Source organism: Vibrio sp. R12-SW3-ISO1, assembly GCF_059834005.1.
The window spans coordinates 135,009-156,380 of sequence record NZ_JCBDGK010000006.1; the positions used below are offsets into that span (position 1 = coordinate 135,009).

Genomic DNA, 21,372 nt, shown 5'->3' on the forward strand with positions numbered 1-21,372 from the left:
CCGTTTGAGTGGCGGCGCAGGGCTTAGACGAGTTTGGTCTTCGTCACTTCTTTAATCGCCGACAGAATCAAGGTAGGCAGAGAGGCGGCCATGATGACGCCAAATAGGTGAGCACCTTGCAAGGCTTCAGTGCTGAAGATCAGCTGACCAATACCGGTATAGATGACGCTAAGCGACAGCGTGGCTGAGATAGCAACGGCACCAAGCAGCGACTTGTTGGTCAGTGGGTTCTTGCGGAACAAGGTGGTGAATGAGCGCGAGTCAAATAGGTGCCACAGCTGAGCAAACACCAGCATCGCAAAGGCCATAGTTTGTGCGTAGTTTGCACTAAAACCATTGTCTAGCGCCCAGTTAAACGCTAAGTAGCTCATTGCGCCAAGGGCCAAGCCACGGGTGACAATGCGAGTGCCTAAGTGGTCGCTGAAGAAGCTCTCGTTACGCTTGCGAGGTTTGCGTTCCATCAAATCTTTTTCTTCTGGATCAACACCCAGAGCCAGTGCCGGTAGGCCATCTGAAACCAAGTTAATCCACAAGATCATCAATGGCGTGAGCGGCAAAATCGCCTCTGGTCCCATCATCAAGAAAGCAAATAGGATCACCGATACTTCACCGACGTTCGCCGTTAGCGCCTGGCGAATGAACTTGCGTAGGTTATCGAAGATTTGGCGACCTTGACGCACCGCTTTCACTATGGTGCTGAAGTTGTCATCCAGCAGAATCAAATCACCGGAATCTTTGGCGACCGAGGTACCTGTGATTCCCATCGCAACACCGATGTCAGCACGGCGCAAGGCTGGAGCGTCATTGACGCCATCACCTGTCATCGCAGCAACTTCATTGTTGAACTGCTGAGCTTGAACGATGCGCAGTTTGTGCTCAGGCGTCACGCGAGCAAACACGGCCACTTGTGGGCAGATACGGCGCAATTCGTCATCGTCCATCGCATCGAGCTCGGCACCGGTGACGACGCGGTCTTTCTCGCTGCGAATAATGCCGATCTCACGTGCAATCGCGGCGGCGGTCAATGCGTGGTCGCCGGTGATCATCACAGTGCGAACGCCTGCATCGAAACAGCTGTCTACTGCCGCGCGCACTTCAGGGCGCGGTGGATCCATGATGCCGTAAAGACCTAGCAGAATGACCTCTTGCTCAAGCTCGCTGTGATCGCGTTTGAGATCGTCATCGCTTAACTCTTTGTAACCGACCGCCAACGTGCGCAGTGCTTGGTGGGCAAAATCTTGAATCGCCGCTTCGTAATCACTCACGATGCGATCCGCAATATCGTTGTTAAGGGCAACGTTACCGACTGTCTGGCTGACTGGTAACTTAGACACATATTGACCATCCACCATAAAACCAGCGGAGTGGTTCAATACCACATCGGGTGCGCCTTTAATGGCGAGGAAGTGCTTACCTTCAGGGCTTCGAACAATCACCGACGCCATTTTGCGCGCTGAATCGAACGGGAACTTTTCAACAATAGAGTAACCGCCCGTGCTGAGCATTTCAGATTGCTCTAGGCCTGCTTTGGCGGCTGCGACGATCAAGGCGCCTTCGGTTGGGTTACCGCGTACTTTGGATTGGTCGCCATCTTTGAGGTATTCCGCGTCGTTACACAGAGTCGCGACGACTAAGCCTTTCATCATTTCTGGGCTTTGCTTGGCATCAATGTGGTGACCGAGCGGTTTGAATTCACCTTCTGGGCTGAAGCCTTTACCACTCACTTCCCAGTAGCGGCCGCTCACATCGTAAGCTTTCATCACCTGCATTTGGTTTTGAGTCAGCGTGCCGGTTTTGTCTGAACAGATCACGGTAGTCGAGCCCAGCGTCTCAATCGCAGAGAGCTGTTTAGCCAGTGCGTTGTTCTTCACCATTTGCGTGGAGCCCATGGTCAATACAATCGAGATAACCGTTGGCAGACCTTCTGGAATCGCTGCGACTGAAAGTGAAATACCCGTGTTAAGGATTTCAAGCCACGGCATACCGTGATAGAGACCAATACCACACACCACAGCCACGACGGCGAGCGCGGCGACCATCAAGATTTTTGCGATGGTATCCATGCGCTCTTGCATTGGAGTTTTGGTCTCTTCGGTGTTCGCCATCATATCGGCAATGTGGCCCACTTCGGTTTTCATACCCGTGTTGACCACAATACCTAAGCCAGTACCTGAAGTGACGATGGTGGTCATAAAGCCCATATTGCGCTGATCGCCAAGACCAACGGTGGCATCATCGATCACCTCGACTTTCTTATCTACAGGTTCCGATTCACCGGTGAGCGCCGCTTCATCAATCGACAAGCGGTTGGCTTCGATAATGCGTACATCGGCGGCAAGAATGTCACCGGTGCTGATTTTTAGGATATCTCCCGGCACGATCTCTTTGGCCGGAATATCCATCCACTGGCCGTCACGTTTCACTTGTGCGGTAGGCGCCGCCATCTCGCGCAGGGCTTCCATCCCTTTTTGCGCTTTGAACTCTTGCCAAAACGCGATGATGGCATTGATGAAGATGATCACCGTGATCGCAATGGCATCGACGAGGTGTCCGGTAAAAAAGGACACGATCGCGCCAATACCGAGGATAAAGATTAGAGGGTTTTTGAACTGATGAAGGAAAAGTTCTAGCGCGGATTTGCCGGCTTGCTCTTGCAGTTCATTTTTACCGTATTGTGATTGTCGGTTCGCGACGTCTTGCGCTGTTAAGCCTTGCTCAATGGAGGTTTCAAGCACCTCTTTTGTAGCGTCAACCGACTCAGTAAACCACTTTTTAGTCATCGTTTGCTCCGTTTGGATTCAGTCGATATCAGTAAAATCACCAACTGATAGAAAAAATCGCTGAATCTGAAAATCAAGATCTCTGCAAAAGCGTGTTCCTGGGGGAAAGTAAAGTCATATTGAATGACAATTAACTCGTGCAGAGATAAATAACCTACTAAAAAGTGGATGGGCTTGTAATTATCTTTCAAAAGGCAAAAAGGTGGAGTAGAGCACTTCTATGATACAGGTCAGGTCAAGTGAGATTGGCTGAGGGAATGGCGCAGTTTAGTGTAAGCAAGTGTAAATAAGACATGAGTTTAACGGAAATTTGGCTTCCAAATTTCCGAATTGTGAAAGTAACTTTCACAATGGCACGGCTTCTAATGCGTGCAGTTGCGTCGAAACCATGCTCAAGATTGAGCATGGTTTAACGCGTAGGAGCAACGACTAATGATAGAAAAGTCGGTTTGAGCGGCATTTTAGTAGATAAGGATCGTAGATTTGGAATATGGCTTATTCCAAATCCGTGTTTGATTGCTCAATCAAGGTACGCGAGTAGTCATCCAACAGCAGAGCAAAGGTGTTGGCGCTGTGGTCGCGGTAAATGCCTGCTTTAAAATAGGGGCCGAGACAATCGACATAACTGGTTGGCCCGCGGTGGTTCACCACGGGTTGGTCATCGATAGTAATGGCAAGGTAGCCGTCAGAGTTAGGCGTCCACTTCACCTTGACATCAAACTGATACCAGCGATTCTTCTCGATAGGCGCGCTGAGGTAGTGCTGAGTTCTCGTCATGCCGTGTTTGTTGTCGCTATTGACCGCTAGCTGACTGGTTTGGGAGCGAATCAAAAAGCGGTCATTGCGCAGTTCAATCCCAAGGTTTGGGCTACGGCTGATTTCATTCAAATGACGATCTGGCGTGGCATGCCACTGCGCAATTAACGCGCGCACATCGTCGTATTGCCATTGGTCAGTGATCAGCACTTTAAATCGATAGTGTATTGGCTGATTGAACGGTGCTTTATAGCGCTCGTACACTTCCGCGCGATAGGCGTACCCAGAGCGCGTACGAAATTGATCGCCGTCTCGCAATTCTAATCGCAGTACATTATTGCTTGAGTCCATCGGATCTTGGACTATCATCGCAGAGTGCGGGTAGCCAAAATGACTTCCCCAACCCTGCAAATCATCAAACGGACTGTGCCATTGATGCGCGGTATCATCGGGTTTGATATCAGGGCAGCTCATGTGAGCGACCGATTGCTCAGCACACGCCACCAACAGTGGCGCCAAAATAATGGGTAAAAGTAACTTCATGATAAACGCAGACCTGCCACCACTGAAAAAGAGGCCAATAAACCGATGAGATGGTTCGAGAAGTATATCGCTGAAATCGCCTACGCGTCTGTGCCCTGTGCCATTGTTGGGACACTGGCGTTTAATTTGCTGTAGGGCGATGGATGGGTAGGATGAGGAGCTGATGGGCTCCTCGTTTTTGTTGGGTGGTTGCGATTGTTGGTTAACGCATGTTTTGTGTTATTAGCTCGGATTTGCCCCATTATTCTCTAGTTAAATTTATCAATAGCGAGGTCGTAGTGACGTGATGACCTACTTAATCTAATCAAAACGCTATGTTCTCTTCAGTTTAAAATAATCAGCAACTAGAAGGAACATAGCGTTTTTGATAGGTGCTTTAGTAGCATTTGTTGGCATCTAGAAGAGTTGGGTATTCTCTTGTTTGATCATTCCACTGATAACGAGCGGTATAGCAAATCGAGTTCCCTTTGTCTTCTACTTTGCCATCGGAGATGTAATCTGCTCCTACCTTGCCAATGATTACGGAAGTAACAGTAAACTGGCCTCGGTTGATGGCTCTTAGCTGGTCGGTTTGTTCAATCCATTTTTGATTGTGCGCCAAGTAACTGAGAGCCATATCCGAGTTTACCATTTTCAGTTTTTCACTACTGATATAACTCGAGTAGGTGAAGTAGCTGGCAGCAAAGGTGATACATATAAAACCGATGGTTACTTTGCTCATGATTAGCCAAAGATGTAAGCGACTGTTAGAGCCGATTGGTTGTTTTGATTAATTAAGTAAACAAGAGTTGGGTTTAGAACTTCTTCATCACCGGCTTGCTCGAGCTTCCATTCTTCAATCGTTACTGGAACAGCAACTTCTTTAATCCAGCGGAACATACTCAGTGGTCCACCCTTAATTGCATAGCCTGCCGATTTCTCTACGAAGGTACTCCACAGTGTTAACAGCTTCGAACCTTCCAAAGCGTTGTCATACATGTAGTAGTAGGTATTTGAAACCTCTTCATTATATTGATAGCCGGATGGTGGAGTGAACACTGTACAGTTATTACCGTAGATGTTGCGATTTCCGACTACACGGAATCGAGCCACGAGCTCCAAGAACGACTCTTCGATTTCGACAGGAGTAGGTTCTTCTGAGCGGCCAAGTTCATTGTATTTGTTTGCAACCAACTTAAAAATTTCTCCTTCACCGCAGCTCATCACCTATTCAATTGTGAGATTCGTTAAACCAAATGCTTTTGTCATATGGTCAAAGGATTGTTGTTTAAGTTTGGCTTCCATAGCTTCAAAAATTTCCGGAGTAACCAGAGCTTTATCACGAATATGTACGATATTCATAAATCACCTTTGTATCATGTATTAAGTCAGTAGTTACTTTGTGATTATAAGTACGATTGACAAAAAACTAGATGATATGCATCAATGATTGAAACCAAGCCGATCTGTTATTTATCGAAATTGTATTCTTAATCGTTGGCGCTTTCTTTTTTTACTGCGACAAAACCGCTTGTGTCCTTGCCTCAAGTATGGATATAGCTTACAACCCAAGCGCTGGTCTGTACGAGTGAAGTTGAACACTTCATTAAGTGACTTTCCCATACCAAAAGTTATCCGTAACTTTCTAATTTAAGTTATTGATCTAAGAAGGTTTTGTCCAATTGTTTGCTCCCAAGCAAATCACAATTTCACGTAAATTTACGGACTTTGAACCAATAAAAAAGCGAACCTTACTCGGTTCGCTTTTGATTTACATTAAACAACTTACCAAAAGTCGGATTGTTCGACCTACCTCACTTACCCTTCATAACTCTCAATACTCGGGCAAGAGCAGATCAAGTTGCGGTCACCGTAGACGTTGTCGACACGGTTGACGGTTGGCCAGTACTTCCATTGCTTAGTCGCGCTGGATGGGAAGCAACCCACTTCGCGTGAGTATGGGCGATCCCAGTGTTCGCTCGCCAAATCCACCTGTGTGTGCGGTGCGTTGACCAGTGGGTTGTTGTCGAGTGGCCAAGCGCCTTCTTTAACGGCGTTCATCTCTTCGCGGATGGCGATCATCGCATCGCAGAAACGATCCAACTCAGCCAGATCTTCAGACTCCGTTGGTTCAACCATCAAGGTGCCGGCAACGGGGAATGACATGGTAGGCGCGTGGAAACCGTAGTCCATCAAACGCTTCGCGATGTCTTCTTCACTGATGCCGATCTCTTCTTTTAGCGGGCGGATGTCGATGATGCACTCATGCGCTACTCGGCCGTTCTTACCGCGATAAAGCACAGGGTAGTGAGGGCGCAGGCGCTCCATCACATAGTTGGCGTTCAAAATCGCCACCTTGGTCGCTTCAGTGAGGCCAGCTTCGCCCATCATTGCGATGTACGCCCAAGAGATAGGTAGGATAGATGCACTGCCAAGATCCGCCGCAGAGACGGCAAACTCTTTACCTTCAACACCGTTTTCAATGTGTCCCGGCAAGAAAGGCGCGAGATGTGATTTCACACCAATTGGTCCCATACCCGGGCCACCGCCACCATGTGGGATACAGAAGGTTTTGTGTAGGTTGAGGTGAGAAACGTCAGAGCCAATCAAGCCCGGTGAGGTCAAACCTACCTGCGCGTTCATGTTGGCACCGTCTAGGTAGACTTGGCCACCCGCCGCATGCACGATTTCACACACCTGCTTCACTTGCTCTTCGTACACGCCGTGTGTGGAAGGGTAGGTGATCATGATGCTAGAGAGGTTGTCAGCGTGCTTTTCAATTTTTTCGGTAAGATCGGTTAAATCGATGTTGCCGTCTTCATCACACTTCACCACCACGACTTTCATCGACACCATTGAGGCTGTCGCCGGGTTGGTGCCGTGCGCTGAGCTTGGGATGAGACACACATTGCGGTGACCTTCGCCACGGCTCTCATGGTAACGCTGGATAGCAATCAGACCCGCATACTCACCCGATGCACCAGAGTTAGGCTGCAATGAAAAATCATCATAACCCGTGATTTCACACAGCTTCTCTTTCAGATCTTTCGCCAATGCCACGTAGCCTGCGGCTTGCTCTAGTGGCGCGAACGGGTGAAGAGCGCCGAACTCAGGCCAAGTGACAGGAATCATCTCGGCTGCGGCGTTGAGCTTCATGGTACAGCTGCCGAGCGGGATCATGCCGTGTGTCAATGAGAAGTCTTTGTTCTCAAGTTGCTTGAGGTAACGCATCATCTGCGTTTCACTGTGATGCGTGTTGAAGACTGGGTGCGTTAGATACGCTGACGTGCGGCGTAGCGTTTCAGGAATCGCGGCGAACTCATTGCCACTGATTTCTGATGACAGTCCGTTGATCTCTTCTTTCACACCAAACACGTCAAATAGTGCGGCGATGTCATCAGTGGTGGTGGTTTCATCAAAACTCACGCCCAGTTGCGCTTTATCTGCGATCAGGCGTAGGTTGATGTCTGCCGCTTGTGCTTTAGCATACAGCGCCTCTGTTTGGCTGCCTGAGTTGATGGTGATGGTATCGAAGAAGCTGTTGTGCGCCAGTTCGAAGCCAGATTTGGTCAGGCCAGCGGCTAAAATCGCTGTCATGTGATGCGTGCGGCGTGCGATGGTACGTAGACCTTCCGCACCGTGGTAAACCGCGTAGAACGACGCCATATTGGCCAGCAGTGCTTGCGCGGTACAGATGTTCGATGTCGCTTTTTCGCGGCGGATATGTTGCTCACGGGTTTGCATCGCCATACGCAGGGCTTGGTTGCCGTTGGCATCAATCGATACGCCAATCACGCGTCCTGGCATGGTGCGCTTGTGTTTGTCACGCGTCGCCATAAACGCTGCGTGTGGGCCGCCGTAACCCATAGGTACGCCAAAACGTTGCGCTGAACCAATCACCACGTCTGCGCCCATTTCGCCCGCGGGCTTAAGCAGTGCGCACGCGAGTAGGTCGGTCGCAACCGCAACCAGTGTTTTGTTGGCTTGCGCTTTGGCGATCACGTCGCTCAAATCGCGCACTTCGCCTGTGGTACCAGGGTATTGAACCAAGGCACCGAATACGTCTTGTTCTGGGAGAGAGTCCAATGACCCTATGGTGACATCAAAGCCGATGTATTTTGCACGCGTTTTGACGACTTCAATCGTTTGAGGGTGCACATCATCGGCAACAAAAAAGACGTTGCTCTTGCTCTTGCCGGCGCGTTTACACAGCGTCATCGCTTCTGCTGCTGCAGTTGCTTCATCCAGAAGGGAGGCGTTCGCGATGTCCATTGCGGTTAGATCCATCACCATCTGTTGGAAGTTGAGCAGAGATTCCAAACGGCCTTGTGAGATTTCCGGCTGATAGGGCGTGTAGGCCGTGTACCAACCTGGGTTTTCCATCACGTTACGCAGAATCACGTTGGGCGTGAAGGTGTTGTAGTAGCCTTGACCAATGAAGGTGCGTTTGACTTGGTTTTGATCGGCGAACTGGCGCATAGCGCTCAGCATATCCGCTTCGCTCTTGGCTGGGGCCAAGCTTAGTGGCTGCTCAAGACGAATCTGCGGCGGCACCGTTTCCTCAATCAGAGCATCTAAACTGGTGGCATTGATGGCCGCCAACATGGCTTGTTGGTCTTGTGTGTTTGGGCCGTTGTGGCGAGCAACGAACTCATTTTGTGTGCTGAGGCTTTGAAGTAATTCAGTCATTGTCCTTTACCTGCTCCAAAGTTCGCTGAGCGAACCGTGAAAAAAAGCTGCCTCCCAAATTGGGGGCAGCTTTGCTGTTGTGCTTATTACTCGTCTTCGATTGAGTTTAGGTATTCTTCGGCGTCTTTTAGGTCATTTAGCTCAGAAGGATCAGACATCTTCACTTTGACGATCCAGCCGCCTTCATACGGTTCTTCGTTGATTAGCTCTGGGCTGTCTTCGAGCTCTTCGTTGATTTCGATGATTTCACCGGTGATCGGCGCGTAAATATCAGAAGCGGCCTTAACCGATTCAACCAACGAGAAACTGTCGCCGGCTTCAATCTCGTCTTCTACTTCCGGTAGGTCGACGAAGACCACGTCGCCAAGCATTTCTTGAGCGTGCTCAGAAATACCGATAGTTACAGTGCCATCACCGTTGTCACGTACCCACTCATGGCTATCTGCAAACTTCAGTGTTTTGTCCATTGCTTAATCTCCAAAATAACTAAGATAAAATTGATTATTGGTACAGTGGGAAGCGATGACACAAGGCTTTCACTTCTTTGCGAACGCGTTGCTCTACTTCTGTGTTTCCTTCAGGGTTATCGACTAACCCGTCCAGAACATCACCAATCCATTGTCCGATAAGTTTGAATTCTTCAGCGCCAAAGCCGCGGCTGGTTCCCGCAGGCGTTCCCAATCGAATGCCCGATGTAATCATAGGCTTCTCAGAATCGAATGGGATGCCATTTTTGTTACATGTGATCCCGGCACGCTCAAGCGCTTCTTCTGCTTTGTTACCCTTTAACCCTTTTGGCCTTAGGTCGACGAGCATCAAATGCGTGTCCGTTCCGCCTGTCACAATGTCACACCCGCGAGTTTGCAATACCTCGGCAAGAACTTTTGCGTTGCTGATCACCGAATTGATATAAGTCTTAAACTCTGGCCCGAGTGCTTCACCAAACGCCACCGCTTTCGCTGCAATAACATGCATCAACGGTCCGCCTTGCAGCCCTGGGAACACGGCAGAGTTAATCTTTTTGATGATGGTTTCATCATTGGTCAAAATCATGCCACCACGTGGGCCGCGTAGGGTTTTGTGCGTCGTTGTGGTGACGACATCAGCATAGGGAAGAGGGCTTGGGTGCGCGCCAGTAGCGATAAGACCGGCGATGTGTGCCATGTCTACCATTAGTAAAGCGCCGACTTCGTCAGCAATCGCGCGAAACTGGGCAAAATCAATCGTACGAGGAATGGCGCTGCCACCGGCGATGATAAGCTTCGGTTGATGCGCTTTTGCCAGTGCTCGGACATCGTCGTAATTGATTTCGAGTGTGTCGCGATCCACCCCATATTGCACTGCGTTGAACCATTTACCCGATAGCGCAGGTTTTGCGCCGTGTGTGAGGTGGCCGCCTGCATCAAGAGACATGCCTAAAATGGTATCGCCCGGTTGCAGCAGTGCGAGCATGACGGCGCCGTTTGCTTGTGCGCCAGAGTGAGGTTGAACGTTTGCGTATTCACACTGAAAAAGTTTTTTAGCGCGTTCGATAGCGATGGCCTCGACCGTATCGACATGCTCACAGCCACCGTAGTAGCGGCGACCTGGGTAACCTTCTGCGTATTTGTTGGTTAGACAGGTGCCTTGAGCCTGCATCACCGCTTTTGACACAATGTTTTCTGAAGCGATCAACTCGATCTGTTCGTTTTGTCGAGACAGCTCCGCTTGGATACCGGCAAAGACGGCATCGTCGGTGGCACTGAGTTGAGTTGAGAAAAAATTCTCTAAGCGATGATTGTGATAGGTGTTGTTCATAGTCGATGACCTTCCAATTGAGTCGTCAGCGTGCTGACTAAATTTTGTGTAAATCCATGCCCCGAAAAGAGAGGGGAAAACCCAACTTGGTCGCAAAAATGGCGCGAAACACTGGGGTAAAAATGCATCTCGACAACTAACAAGTTGGTAACATAGCGGGAGTTGCATCAACAATCAACCAAAAATTTCCTATTGGAAACACGCTTGCGGTTTTTGTTAACGAGTGCACACTATATTTCCTATCCTCACCTTTCCAGTTGTACGACCTTGGGGCACAATGAAATCCAAATAGGAAGTGAAGAAAGTATGACTGAGGGAAACATGTCAGAAGATATCTACGATGAGTACCCGTCCATCACCCTAGCGAAGGAAGCGGGTGATCAAAACATCGAGCCGCTTAAGTTAGGCGAGCGCATCAAAGAGATTCGTAGCAAGTTAGGCATCACGCTTGAGGAAGCCAGTCAACGCACTGGGCTCGCGCGTTCAACGCTCAGTAAAATTGAGAACGAGCAAATATCACCAACTTTCCAAGCGATGCAAAAGTTGGCATCGGGGTTGGCGATAGATATGCCACAACTCTTTGAACCGCCTAGAAAAAAGGTCGCAACAGGGCGAAGAGATGTCACGCGAGTTGGGCACGGCAAACCGCACCCCACGCAGACGTATGAACACGAATTGCTGGCTACTCAATTGTCCAATAAAAAGATGATGCCTTTCAAAAGCCGCGTCCACGCAAGGCGTTTTGAAGAGTACAGTGACTGGGTTCGTCATGATGGTGAAGAGTTTCTATTGATCTTATCGGGCACGGTTCGGTTCTACTCAGAGTTTTATGAACCGATTGAGTTGACGGTAGGTGACAGCGTCTATTATGACGCCAATATGGGCCACATGTTGATCTCAACCAGTGAGCAAGACGCGCATATTTTGTGGGTGACTGCCAAATAACGTGAATCAAATGTAAATTTCTTATAGTGAAAGCAAACGTTTGCTTTTGTGTTGTTTATGCGTAGAATAACGCCGCTTTGATCGAATCTTGCTCAAGGCGGCGTTTTTATTGATGATGCCTTGTTGTGAATTTAATGTTAAATGTCACACTTTCACCTCTCCCGCTCTTATTTAGGGTGCATTCTCGCCATCGTCGTGTTTATTATTGGAAACAAGGTTTCCTCTCAAGGAAAACGGACCGGATCACATGGAGACAACAATGACTCAAGAATTACTGAAAACCCCTCTTCATACTCTGCATGTTGAAGCGGGCGCAAAGATGGTGCCGTTCGCTGGCTATGATATGCCTGTGCAATACAAACTCGGCGTTAAGAAAGAGCATCTTCATACCCGAGACGCTGCCGGACTTTTTGATGTGTCCCACATGGGACAATTGCGATTGCATGGTGAAGGGGCTGCGGCCTTCCTTGAGTCTTTGGTTCCTGTCGATATCATTGATTTGCCTGTAGGCAATCAGCGCTACGCGTTTTTTACCAACGACAACGGCGGCATTATGGATGACTTAATGGTGGCCAATTTAGGCGATCACTTGTTTGTCGTAGTTAATGCAGCATGCAAACAGCAAGACATCGATCACTTGCAAGCCCATCTGCCATCGGGTGTGGAGCTGGAGGTGATTGAAGATCGCGCCTTACTTGCGATTCAAGGCCCGCAAGCGGTGGACGTATTGGCAAGATTCAACCCTGATGTAGCGAATATGGTCTTTATGGATGTCAAACGCCTCAACTTATTGGGTGTGGAGTGCGTGATCAGCCGAAGCGGCTACACTGGCGAAGACGGATTTGAAATCTCGGTGCCGAACTCACACGCGCAGGAGTTGGCGACCCGTTTAACGGCGGAAGAGGAGGTAGAATGGATTGGCCTAGGCGCGCGCGATTCTTTGCGCTTAGAGTGTGGTCTATGCCTATACGGCCATGATCTTGACCCGACCACGACACCGGTTGAGGCTAGTTTGCTTTGGGGCATCCAGAAAGTGCGACGCATCGGCGGCGAGCGAGAAGGGGGCTTCCCAGGAGCCGACATTATTCTTGGTCAAATTGAATCGAAAGATGTCTCGCGCAAGCGCGTCGGTCTTGTGGGTCAAACCAAAGCGCCGGTTCGTGAAGGCACTGAGTTATTTGATGAATCAGACAACAAAATCGGCATCGTCACCAGCGGAACCGCAGGCCCGAATGCCGGCAAGCCCGTCTCTATGGCGTATGTCCGCGCCGATCTAGCCAGCATCGGCACCACTCTGTTTGCCGAGGTTCGTGGTAAAAAACTGCCCATGACAGTAGAAAAAATGCCGTTTGTACCGCAGAGATACTATCGCGGTTGATCATGGTTAAATGATAGACATTGTGAATAAACCTCTCTGCGGAGAGGTTTTTTTGTATCAATAATTGGGTAGAATCAAGGCTGCTGTTTCAAGGATGTATTGAATGAAAAACGTATTTCTCTTATTGGGTGTCACGCTCGCGACCCCGCTCTATGCCGCCGATGTGTCTACTTATATAGTGAATGGTGATGATGTTTCAGTAAGCAGCTATCCCTCATTTTCGAGTTTATATTTTGATGATGACGCCTACTATGGTTATCGCTGCGGCGCGACGGTCATCAACGCTGAGTACGTGCTGACAGCGGCGCATTGTGTGTACGGTGCCGAGAGTGAGATGCTTCACTACTGGGTGGTTCCCCAACTCCAAGATACGGCCGACTATTTGAGCACGTCCAATAAATACCGAGTGAAAGAGTACTATTATCCGGACACTTATGTTGATTCCGCCCCTTGGCCAGACGACATCGCGATCTTAAAACTTGAATCAACGATCAGTGGTAATCCAGACTACAGTGCTTCGCTCAACAGCATAGCCAACAATACGTATGTTGAATCGAAATCGAGCGATAATTTTATCGCTATCGGTCATGGTTTAATTGAGGGGAATCAATCCAGCAGTGGCTACCTCCAAGCTACCTCTCTCGATATCATCTCACCAAGTTCGACCTGCGATTCGAGCATTTCCGACAAACAGCTCTGTTTTGATGGGGAAGTGTCCGGTAACTACAAAAACTCCACATGCGAAGGGGACTCTGGTGGACCAGTGTTTTGGTACAATGGTGCCGCCTACGTGCAAATTGGGATCACCAGTTGGGGATTCAAAACGTGTGGAGCGAAGGCTTATGACTACTCTTCCGTATTTACTGAGGTGTATGACTACGATAGTTGGATTCAGTCGGTGATCAGTGGCGGTGAGACCGCCAAGTACTATGTGACCACGTCAAATGGTACACGGACTTTATACCAAACGAGCAGCGGTACGGTGATTGATAGCGCAGATGTCGTGTCAGATACAACAACCACCTCTTCCTCTGGTAGCGGCGGTAGCCTTGGCTTCTTCTCCTTATTGACACTTATTCTGTTTGGTAAACATCGTCACGCATAAACGGCGTCGATCTTCTCACAAGCGACACTCGTAAACTAAACTTATTGAGTAGAGTGTCGTGAGGGATGAGCATGATGGGTCGATGGAGAGTGGCAGGGTGGGCGCTGATGGTGTCCACCGCCTGTGTAAATGCAGCAGAAATCTCGCCGTATATTGTCAATGGCACGACGACCGATCTAACGGATTACCCCACCTTTGCCAGCTTGTTTTATAAAACGGACAGCGTCTATCAACCTTCCTCTTTTTGCGGCGCGACACTCATCAACAGCCGTTACGTATTAACGGCGGCGCACTGCATTTATGGTGATGATGATTTAATGCTCTACACCGTTGTCGCGCCGAGGCTTGATGATGAGGATGATTTTCTCAACGCAGAACAAGCGCGCGCAAGCGAGTTCTATTACCCCGATAATTACCAAAACAGTGAAGCGGCGCTTTGGCCAAATGACATTGCTATCATCAAGCTGGAAACGGCGGTCAGTGCAAGCGACTACACCTACCTTATCAATTCAACAGTCAACAATAGCTTTGGTGAAAGCGATACCTTTAAAGCCGTCGGGCATGGCTTGATCGAAGGCGGTGCAGATGGCGGCACGCAAGCGCGAGATACGACGCTGGACTCCGTCTCCACCGCCACTTGCCGTAGCGAGTTTGGCAGTAATATTACCAGCAAACAACTCTGTTTCAGTGGTGAGATCTCAGCCGGTTACCGAAACTCGACGTGCAGTGGCGATTCCGGAGGCCCTGTCTATTGGGACAACGGCGTAGAGTTTGTTCAGGTGGGGATCACCAGTTTTGGTCCTTCTCAGTGTGGTGATCAATCGGTGAGTGTGACTTCGGTTTTTACCGATGTGTACGATTATCAGGATTGGATCGAGCGGGTCATTAACGGGCAAGAAACGCCAAAAACCTATGTGGTGACAAGCAATGGCCAGCGTCGTTTGGTCTACAGCACTGAAACGACGTCCTCTCCATCAAGTGGCGGTGGTGGAGGGAGCTCAGGTCTACTCTTTTTGGTTTTATTGCTACTTTCTGGCACGCTGAAATGGCACTTGAGAGAAAGATCACAAGGTTAAAACCGATCTGTTTCGATTCTTAAAAATGAGATAATCAATATAAACATCTGAATATTAGAGTAATTGCGTATAAAACTTGAGGGATGTCTCAATCAACCACGTTGACTAATCTGAGCTAAACGATAGTTTTAAATTGTGAATGGGTTGAGCTAGGACTATTGCTATGACAAATGGACATCACTACCAAATTACGCTTTTATCAGACGTAAGTATGCAATCAAAACTGTTTCGAGATTCTCTTGAGCAGGGATTACACCTCAAAGTGAACATTGTCACCATGGAAGATTTGCAGTCGGGACACTTCGATAGCAGCTTGTTAGGTGATTTTGTACTCTTCGATTTTCAGTACATCGACGAAGAAAAGTTTGAACTGTACAGCCAAGCAAAAACGAACAATGACCATGTTTCGCGTGAGATCGTGATTAACTGCCCACAAGAGGTGCCTTCTACGCAACTCTTCAAGTGGCGCAACTTGGTGGGCGTGTTTTATAACGATGACGATTTATCGCTGCTTCTCAAAGGCATGGAAAAGATCATGCAAGATGAGATGTGGCTGTCTCGTAAACTGGCCCAGGATTACATCGAACACTTTCGCTGTGCTAACACCGTGACCACGTCGCAATCCTACGCCAGTTTGACCAAGCGAGAAAAAGAGATCATGCGTCTGCTTGGGCATGGGGCGTCTAACTTACAGATCGCCGATGAACTGTTCGTCAGTGAGAACACAGTGAAGACCCACTTGCACAATATCTTCAAGAAAATCAACGCAAAAAACCGTTTGCAAGCGTTACTTTGGGCAAACAACAACATTGCACTTGAGGAGCGCGTTTAAACGCATTCCCCTCTCATTAGGGCGCGGCCAGTCATTGATGTGAGTCAACGATGGGTCGCGCCTTTTCTCTTTTATTCTGGGTTACTTTTTATACTTATCTATTCACCGCATCGATAAAACGTGTCTGAGCCGACCGTCTTGAAAGTGAATGCGATCACTTTTTTGTTGGCGTGTTGCTTGTTTCTATCGATCATTCTCACACTCTCAACGCAGAGGTATCGCATTCATCACTGAGCGTTCTATTATCTCATCGAAACGTTTCGATGGCGTTTACAAGGTTGATTGAAGCAAGGTGTTTTAAACAATGCTTCAATCAGCGTCAGGGGTATTAACGCGATGTGATCGCGCTGTTTCCGGTAAGAGAAGCCCACGGCCAGTGAAACGATGAACGAGAAAAAGGTTCCCTACATGAAAAAAAGTTCCCTACTGAATGCGGAGTTGTCCCACCTAGCGGCGACACTCGGCCATACCGATGAAATCACCGTGTGTGATGCCGGTTTACCTATTCCAGAGTCGGTGCAGCGCATCGATTTGGCGCTGACTTATGGCGTGCCCAGCTTTTTAGATACGGTGCGTGTCTGGCTAAGTGAAGCGCAGATTGAAGGAGTGATCGTGGCGCAAGAGTTTGCCGAAGTCAGCCCTGAGCATCATCAAGCATTGATGGCGTTGATCGATGAGGAGCGTCGCACGTCAGGTAAGACAATCGAAGTGCACACCCTCTCTCATGAAGCGTTTAAACAGCGTAGCGAGCGCAGTCGTGCGATTGTGCGTACGGGTGAATGTACACCGTATGCCAATGTTATCTTCCAATCGGGCGTCGTGTTTTAACCATCATGACGTTGGCGACATCGTGTGACGCGGTGACGCTGCACAAAGACAGGAACAATTATGTCTCAAGCTATCTTACAACTGAGTGACATCGACAAAGCGTTTCCTGGGGTCAAAGCCCTAGATCGCGCCAGTCTCAATGTGTACCCAGGCCGAGTGATGGCGCTGATGGGGGAGAATGGAGCAGGCAAATCAACCTTGATGAAAGTCCTGACCGGCATCTACACCAAAGATAGCGGAACCATCCACTATCAGGGCCAACCCGCGGCTTTTAAAGGACCAAGGGACTCACAACAAGCAGGCATCAGCATTATTCACCAAGAGCTGAACCTGATCCCTGAGTTGACGATTGCGGAAAACATCTTCTTAGGTCGCGAATTTACCTCTGCGTTGGGGCGGATTCAGTGGGACACCATGTACGCGGAAGCGGATAAATTGTTGCGCCGCTTGAACGTGAAACACAGCTCGAAGCAGTTGTTGGGTGAGTTGAGTTTGGGTGAGCAGCAAATGGTGGAAATCGCCAAGGCGCTCTCATTCGAATCCAAAGTCATCATTATGGATGAACCGACCGATGCCTTAACAGATACCGAAACGGAATCGCTGTTTGCGGTGATCAATGAACTGCGCGATCAGGGTTGCGGCATTGTCTATATCTCCCATCGCCTCAAGGAAATTTTCCAGATTTGTGATGACATTACCGTGCTGCGTGATGGCAAGTTCATTGGTGAATGTCCGGTGTCTGATACCGATGAAGATGGCCTGATTGAGATGATGGTCGGACGCAAATTGGACGAGCAGTACCCACGCATCGCGGTCACGCATGGCAAGGTCTGTTTGGAAGTGATTGGTCTGACCGGTTCGGGCGTTTCAGATGTCAGTTTTACCTTAAACCAAGGTGAAATCTTGGGCGTTTCTGGCCTGATGGGCGCTGGACGTACCGAGCTGATGAAAGTGATCTACGGTGCGCTGCCAAGTGAGCGCGGTGTGATCAATCTCAATGGCAAAACGGTCAATCCAGAAAACCCACAAGATGCGCTGGCGAATGGTATTGCCTATATCTCTGAAGATCGTAAAGGCGATGGACTGGTGCTTGGGCTTTCTGTCAAAGAGAACATGTCGCTCTGTTCATTGGATAAGCTCACCAAGGGCGGGCGTATTCAGCATGGCGATGAAGTGATTGCCGTCGATGATTTTATTCGTCTGTTTAACATCAAGACGCCAAGTCGAGAGCAGATCATTGGCAACTTATCGGGCGGCAATCAGCAAAAAGTAGCGATTGCGAAAGGCTTGATGACCAAGCCTAAAGTGCTGATTCTCGATGAGCCAACACGCGGCGTGGATGTCGGCGCCAAGAAAGAGATCTACCAACTGATTAATAAATTTAAAGCCGATGGGATGAGCATCATCTTAGTGTCGTCGGAAATGCCAGAAGTGCTCGGAATGAGTGATCGCATTTTAGTGATGCACGAGGGCCGAATTAGCGGCGAATTTGATGCCAAAGAGGCAGACCAGGAAACACTACTGGCGTGTGCCGTCGGTAAAAAGCGTATTGAGGATGCAGCATGAGCAGCAAAACCCTAACTAAAGCGAACCCAAGCCACAGCAAAAAGCTGCTGAGCAAAGAGTGGTTGATCGAACAGAAATCTTTGATTGCCCTGCTGTTTTTGATTGTCGTGGTGTCGTTCTTAAACCCGAACTTTTTCACCCTTGATAACATTTTAAATATTCTTCGCCAAACCTCGGTCAATGCGATCATTGCGGTGGGGATGACGCTGGTGATTTTAACCGCGGGCATCGATTTGAGCGTTGGCTCTGTGCTGGCCTTATGTGGTGCTTTTGCCGCGAGCATGATTGCACTGGAAGTTCCGGTCCTTGTCGCCGTGCCAACCGCACTGCTGGCGGGGGCGGCGCTGGGCGCGATCAGTGGGATCATCATTGCCAAAGGTAAGGTGCAGGCGTTTATCGCAACCTTGGTCACCATGACTCTTTTGCGTGGCGTCACTATGGTGTACACCGATGGTCGCCCTATTTCAACGGGCTTTACCGATACCGCCGATGCGTTCGCTTGGTTTGGTACGGGCTACGCCTTAGGGATCCCTGTTCCGGTCTGGTTAATGGTCGTGGTATTTGCAGCGGCGTGGTATCTACTCAATCACACTCGTTTTGGTCGTTACGTCTACGCGCTGGGCGGTAATGAGTCGGCCACTCGCTTATCGGGCATTAACGTCGACCGAGTGAAAATCGGAGTGTACGCCATCTGTGGTCTGTTGGCGGCACTGGCAGGGATCATCATCACTTCTCGCTTGTCGTCAGCACAACCGACGGCAGGTATGGGCTATGAGCTGGATGCCATCGCAGCGGTGGTATTAGGTGGTACCAGCTTAATGGGTGGTAAAGGGCGAATCATGGGCACCTTGATTGGCGCGCTGATCATTGGTTTCTTGAACAATGCGCTGAACTTGCTCGATGTCTCCTCTTACTACCAAATGATCGCTAAGGCCGTAGTGATTCTACTTGCGGTACTGGTCGATAACAAAAACAAGTAATTAGGTTAACTCTGACTCGTCGTGGTCGCACTTCGAGTCTCCCCCTACATAAAGGACTAAAACAATGAAAAAACTAGCAACTCTTATCTCTGCTACTCTGCTGTCATCCACTGTGTCTGTTGCCGCTCATGCGCAAGACACAATGGCGATTGTCCTCTCAACGTTGAATAACCCATTTTTTGTCACCATGAAAGATGGCGCGGAAGCGAAGGCAAAAGAGTTGGGTTATGAACTGATCGTTCTGGACTCGCAAAATGACCCAAGTAAAGAGCTCTCCAACGTGGAAGATCTTACGGTACGTGGCGTCAAAGCGATCTTAATCAACCCAACCGATTCTGATGCGGTATCGAACGCGATTCGTATGGCCAACCGCAGCAATATCCCTGTGCTGACGCTTGACCGCGGTGCAAGCCGTGGTGAGGTTGTCAGTCACATTGCGTCAGATAACGTTGTAGGGGGCGAGCTTGCGGGTAACTACATCGTCGAAAAAGTGGGCATGAAAGCCAAAGTGATTCAGCTTGAAGGTATCGCAGGTACTTCTGCAGCGCGCGAGCGTGGTGAGGGTTTCATGAACGCGGTGAAAGGCAGCGAAATGGAACTGTTGGCCAGTCAGCCAGCGGATTTCGACCGTACTAAAGGTTTGAACGTAATGGAAAACTTGCTGGCAGCAAACCCAGATGTGCAAGCCGTCTTCGCCCAAAACGATGAGATGGCACTGGGTGCACTGCGCGCGGTCGAAGCATCGGGTAAAGAGGTGATGATCGTTGGTTTTGATGGCACAGACGACGGTATTGCAGCGGTTAACCGTGGCAAATTGGCGGCAACCATTGCTCAGCAACCGGATCTGATTGGTGCATTGGGCATCGAGACCGCAGCGAAAGTGCTAAAAGGTGAAAGTGTTGAAGCTTACATCCCAGTACCGTTGAAAGTTGTGACTAAGTAATCACGTCATGAAATAACGCATGGTTATCGTGCGTGCCTTCCTACTTCCTTTGCCTGAAGGGGAGTAGGAGGGCGAATACCTTTGCACTCACAAGGCTTAGTCTTGATAAAACCGAGCGAGAGTCATCCTTGTGAGTGAAAAGGTATTTAGCGTAACTCGAAACAAGGTTCACTCGAACCGAGGAATTTTCTATGAATAAGTTAGTGGTATTGGGTAGTGTTAACGCTGACCATGTTCTTCAGGTGCCTTCTTTCCCGCGTCCAGGTGAGACGCTGCACGGTCGACATTATCAAGTCATTCCTGGTGGCAAGGGCGCCAACCAAGCGGTAGCGGCCGCTCGGCTCAATGCGGATGTCGGATTTATCGCATGTGTCGGCGATGATGCGTTTGGCATCAACATCCGTGAGAGTTTTAAGTTGGATAAAATCACCATCTCTGGCGTAAAAATGCAACCTAACTGTCCGACTGGGATTGCGATGATCCAAGTGGCTGACAGCGGTGAAAACAGCATTTGCATCTCAGCGGAAGCAAACGCGAAGCTGATTGCAGGCGCGATAGACAACGGAGATTGCCAAGCGATTCGTCAAGCTCACTATCTATTAATGCAATTGGAAACCCCGATGTGCGGCATTGAGAAAGCCGCCCGCATTGCCAAAGAAGCGCGCACCAATGTCATTTTAAACCCGGCCCCTGCGCAGGAGCTCAGTGATGAGTTGTTGGCGTGCGTGGATGTCATCACCCCAAATGAGACCGAAGCGCAAGTGCTGACGGGGATCACAGTGACCGATGATGCCTCAGCGCAGCAAGCCGCGAATGCCTTGCACCAGAAAGGCATTGAGATCGTGTTAATTACGCTGGGTGCTAAGGGCGTATGGCTCAGTCAAAATGGACGGGGGGAGCTTATCCCAGGCTTTCGCGTAGAGGCCGTGGATACCACAGCCGCAGGGGATACCTTTAATGGGGCCTTGGTCACTGGCTTATTGGAGGATTTGCCTCTAGAATCTTCGATTAGGTTCGCTCATGCAGCGGCGGCGCTCTCCGTGACACGGTTTGGCGCGCAAACGTCGATTCCTAGTCGTCAAGAGGTGGAGGCGTTCCTTGCTGAGCGAGTCTAGCTTGTCTAGATGGCTGCCGGGTCGGCAGCCATAATATCGCTGTAGTAAGGAGACGATGAT

18 protein-coding genes are annotated in these 21,372 nt (G+C 49.4%); 10 read left to right on the plus strand and 8 right to left on the minus strand.

Annotated elements, in window-relative coordinates:
• Window positions 1-23 precede the first annotated feature (23 nt).
• From AC6R0R_RS02065 to AC6R0R_RS02100, 8 genes are all read right to left on the minus strand, one after another.
• Window positions 24-2,780: a cation-translocating P-type ATPase gene (locus AC6R0R_RS02065; RefSeq protein WP_500625525.1), complete on the minus strand. Its 2,757-nt coding sequence runs from the start codon at window positions 2,778-2,780 to the stop codon at window positions 24-26.
• 495 nt (window positions 2,781-3,275) lie between these two features.
• Complete coding sequence (locus AC6R0R_RS02070) at window positions 3,276-4,079, minus strand: polysaccharide lyase family 20 protein (protein WP_500625526.1); 804 nt, start codon at window positions 4,077-4,079, stop codon at window positions 3,276-3,278.
• A gap of 376 nt (window positions 4,080-4,455) precedes the next feature.
• On the minus strand, window positions 4,456-4,800 hold the full coding sequence (locus AC6R0R_RS02075; protein WP_500625527.1) for a hypothetical protein: 345 nt from the start codon (window positions 4,798-4,800) through the stop codon (window positions 4,456-4,458).
• Window positions 4,801-4,802: 2 nt separating this feature from the next.
• Complete coding sequence (locus AC6R0R_RS02080; protein WP_500625528.1) at window positions 4,803-5,282, minus strand: hypothetical protein; 480 nt, start codon at window positions 5,280-5,282, stop codon at window positions 4,803-4,805.
• A 3-nt stretch (window positions 5,283-5,285) separates the two neighbouring features.
• Window positions 5,286-5,420 carry a hypothetical protein gene (locus AC6R0R_RS02085; RefSeq protein WP_500625529.1) on the minus strand — a complete coding sequence of 45 codons (135 nt, stop codon included), beginning with the start codon at window positions 5,418-5,420 and terminating at the stop codon, window positions 5,286-5,288.
• Between the two features lie 456 nt (window positions 5,421-5,876).
• Window positions 5,877-8,747, minus strand: a complete 2,871-nt coding sequence (gene gcvP / locus AC6R0R_RS02090) for an aminomethyl-transferring glycine dehydrogenase (RefSeq protein ID WP_500625531.1) — start codon at window positions 8,745-8,747, stop codon at window positions 5,877-5,879.
• A gap of 86 nt (window positions 8,748-8,833) precedes the next feature.
• Entirely contained in the window at window positions 8,834-9,214 is a 381-nt protein-coding gene (gene gcvH, locus AC6R0R_RS02095) for a glycine cleavage system protein GcvH (protein ID WP_334551500.1), read from the minus strand.
• A gap of 34 nt (window positions 9,215-9,248) precedes the next feature.
• Entirely contained in the window at window positions 9,249-10,544 is a 1,296-nt protein-coding gene (locus tag AC6R0R_RS02100; protein WP_500625532.1) for a serine hydroxymethyltransferase, read from the minus strand.
• 321 nt (window positions 10,545-10,865) lie between these two features.
• Here AC6R0R_RS02100 and AC6R0R_RS02105 point away from each other — a divergent pair, with 321 nt between their 5' ends.
• The 10 genes from AC6R0R_RS02105 (at window position 10,866) to rbsK (ending at window position 21,312) form a co-directional block, all read left to right on the plus strand.
• Window positions 10,866-11,489 (plus strand): helix-turn-helix domain-containing protein, encoded by a 624-nt coding sequence (locus AC6R0R_RS02105; RefSeq protein ID WP_334551502.1) that lies wholly within the window; start codon window positions 10,866-10,868, stop codon window positions 11,487-11,489.
• Between the two features lie 259 nt (window positions 11,490-11,748).
• Window positions 11,749-12,867, plus strand: a complete 1,119-nt coding sequence (gene gcvT / locus AC6R0R_RS02110) for a glycine cleavage system aminomethyltransferase GcvT (RefSeq protein WP_500625533.1) — start codon at window positions 11,749-11,751, stop codon at window positions 12,865-12,867.
• 103 nt (window positions 12,868-12,970) lie between these two features.
• Window positions 12,971-13,972: a S1 family peptidase gene (locus AC6R0R_RS02115; protein ID WP_500625534.1), complete on the plus strand. Its 1,002-nt coding sequence runs from the start codon at window positions 12,971-12,973 to the stop codon at window positions 13,970-13,972.
• Window positions 13,973-14,043: 71 nt separating this feature from the next.
• Window positions 14,044-15,048: a S1 family peptidase gene (locus AC6R0R_RS02120; RefSeq protein ID WP_500625535.1), complete on the plus strand. Its 1,005-nt coding sequence runs from the start codon at window positions 14,044-14,046 to the stop codon at window positions 15,046-15,048.
• Window positions 15,049-15,211: 163 nt separating this feature from the next.
• Window positions 15,212-15,880, plus strand: coding sequence for a LuxR C-terminal-related transcriptional regulator (locus AC6R0R_RS02125; protein ID WP_500625536.1), 669 nt, complete (start codon window positions 15,212-15,214; stop codon window positions 15,878-15,880).
• A gap of 408 nt (window positions 15,881-16,288) precedes the next feature.
• Window positions 16,289-16,708 carry a D-ribose pyranase gene (gene rbsD, locus AC6R0R_RS02130; RefSeq protein ID WP_334551508.1) on the plus strand — a complete coding sequence of 140 codons (420 nt, stop codon included), beginning with the start codon at window positions 16,289-16,291 and terminating at the stop codon, window positions 16,706-16,708.
• A gap of 60 nt (window positions 16,709-16,768) precedes the next feature.
• Complete coding sequence (gene rbsA / locus AC6R0R_RS02135; protein ID WP_500625537.1) at window positions 16,769-18,274, plus strand: ribose ABC transporter ATP-binding protein RbsA; 1,506 nt, start codon at window positions 16,769-16,771, stop codon at window positions 18,272-18,274.
• Window positions 18,271-19,254, plus strand: a complete 984-nt coding sequence (rbsC, locus tag AC6R0R_RS02140) for a ribose ABC transporter permease (protein ID WP_500625538.1) — start codon at window positions 18,271-18,273, stop codon at window positions 19,252-19,254. Before rbsA ends, rbsC begins: the two co-directional genes overlap by 4 nt.
• A 64-nt stretch (window positions 19,255-19,318) precedes the next feature.
• Complete coding sequence (rbsB, locus tag AC6R0R_RS02145) at window positions 19,319-20,197, plus strand: ribose ABC transporter substrate-binding protein RbsB (protein WP_500625539.1); 879 nt, start codon at window positions 19,319-19,321, stop codon at window positions 20,195-20,197.
• Window positions 20,198-20,388: 191 nt separating this feature from the next.
• Complete coding sequence (rbsK, locus tag AC6R0R_RS02150; RefSeq protein ID WP_500625540.1) at window positions 20,389-21,312, plus strand: ribokinase; 924 nt, start codon at window positions 20,389-20,391, stop codon at window positions 21,310-21,312.
• The last annotated feature ends 60 nt before the right edge of the window (window positions 21,313-21,372 follow it).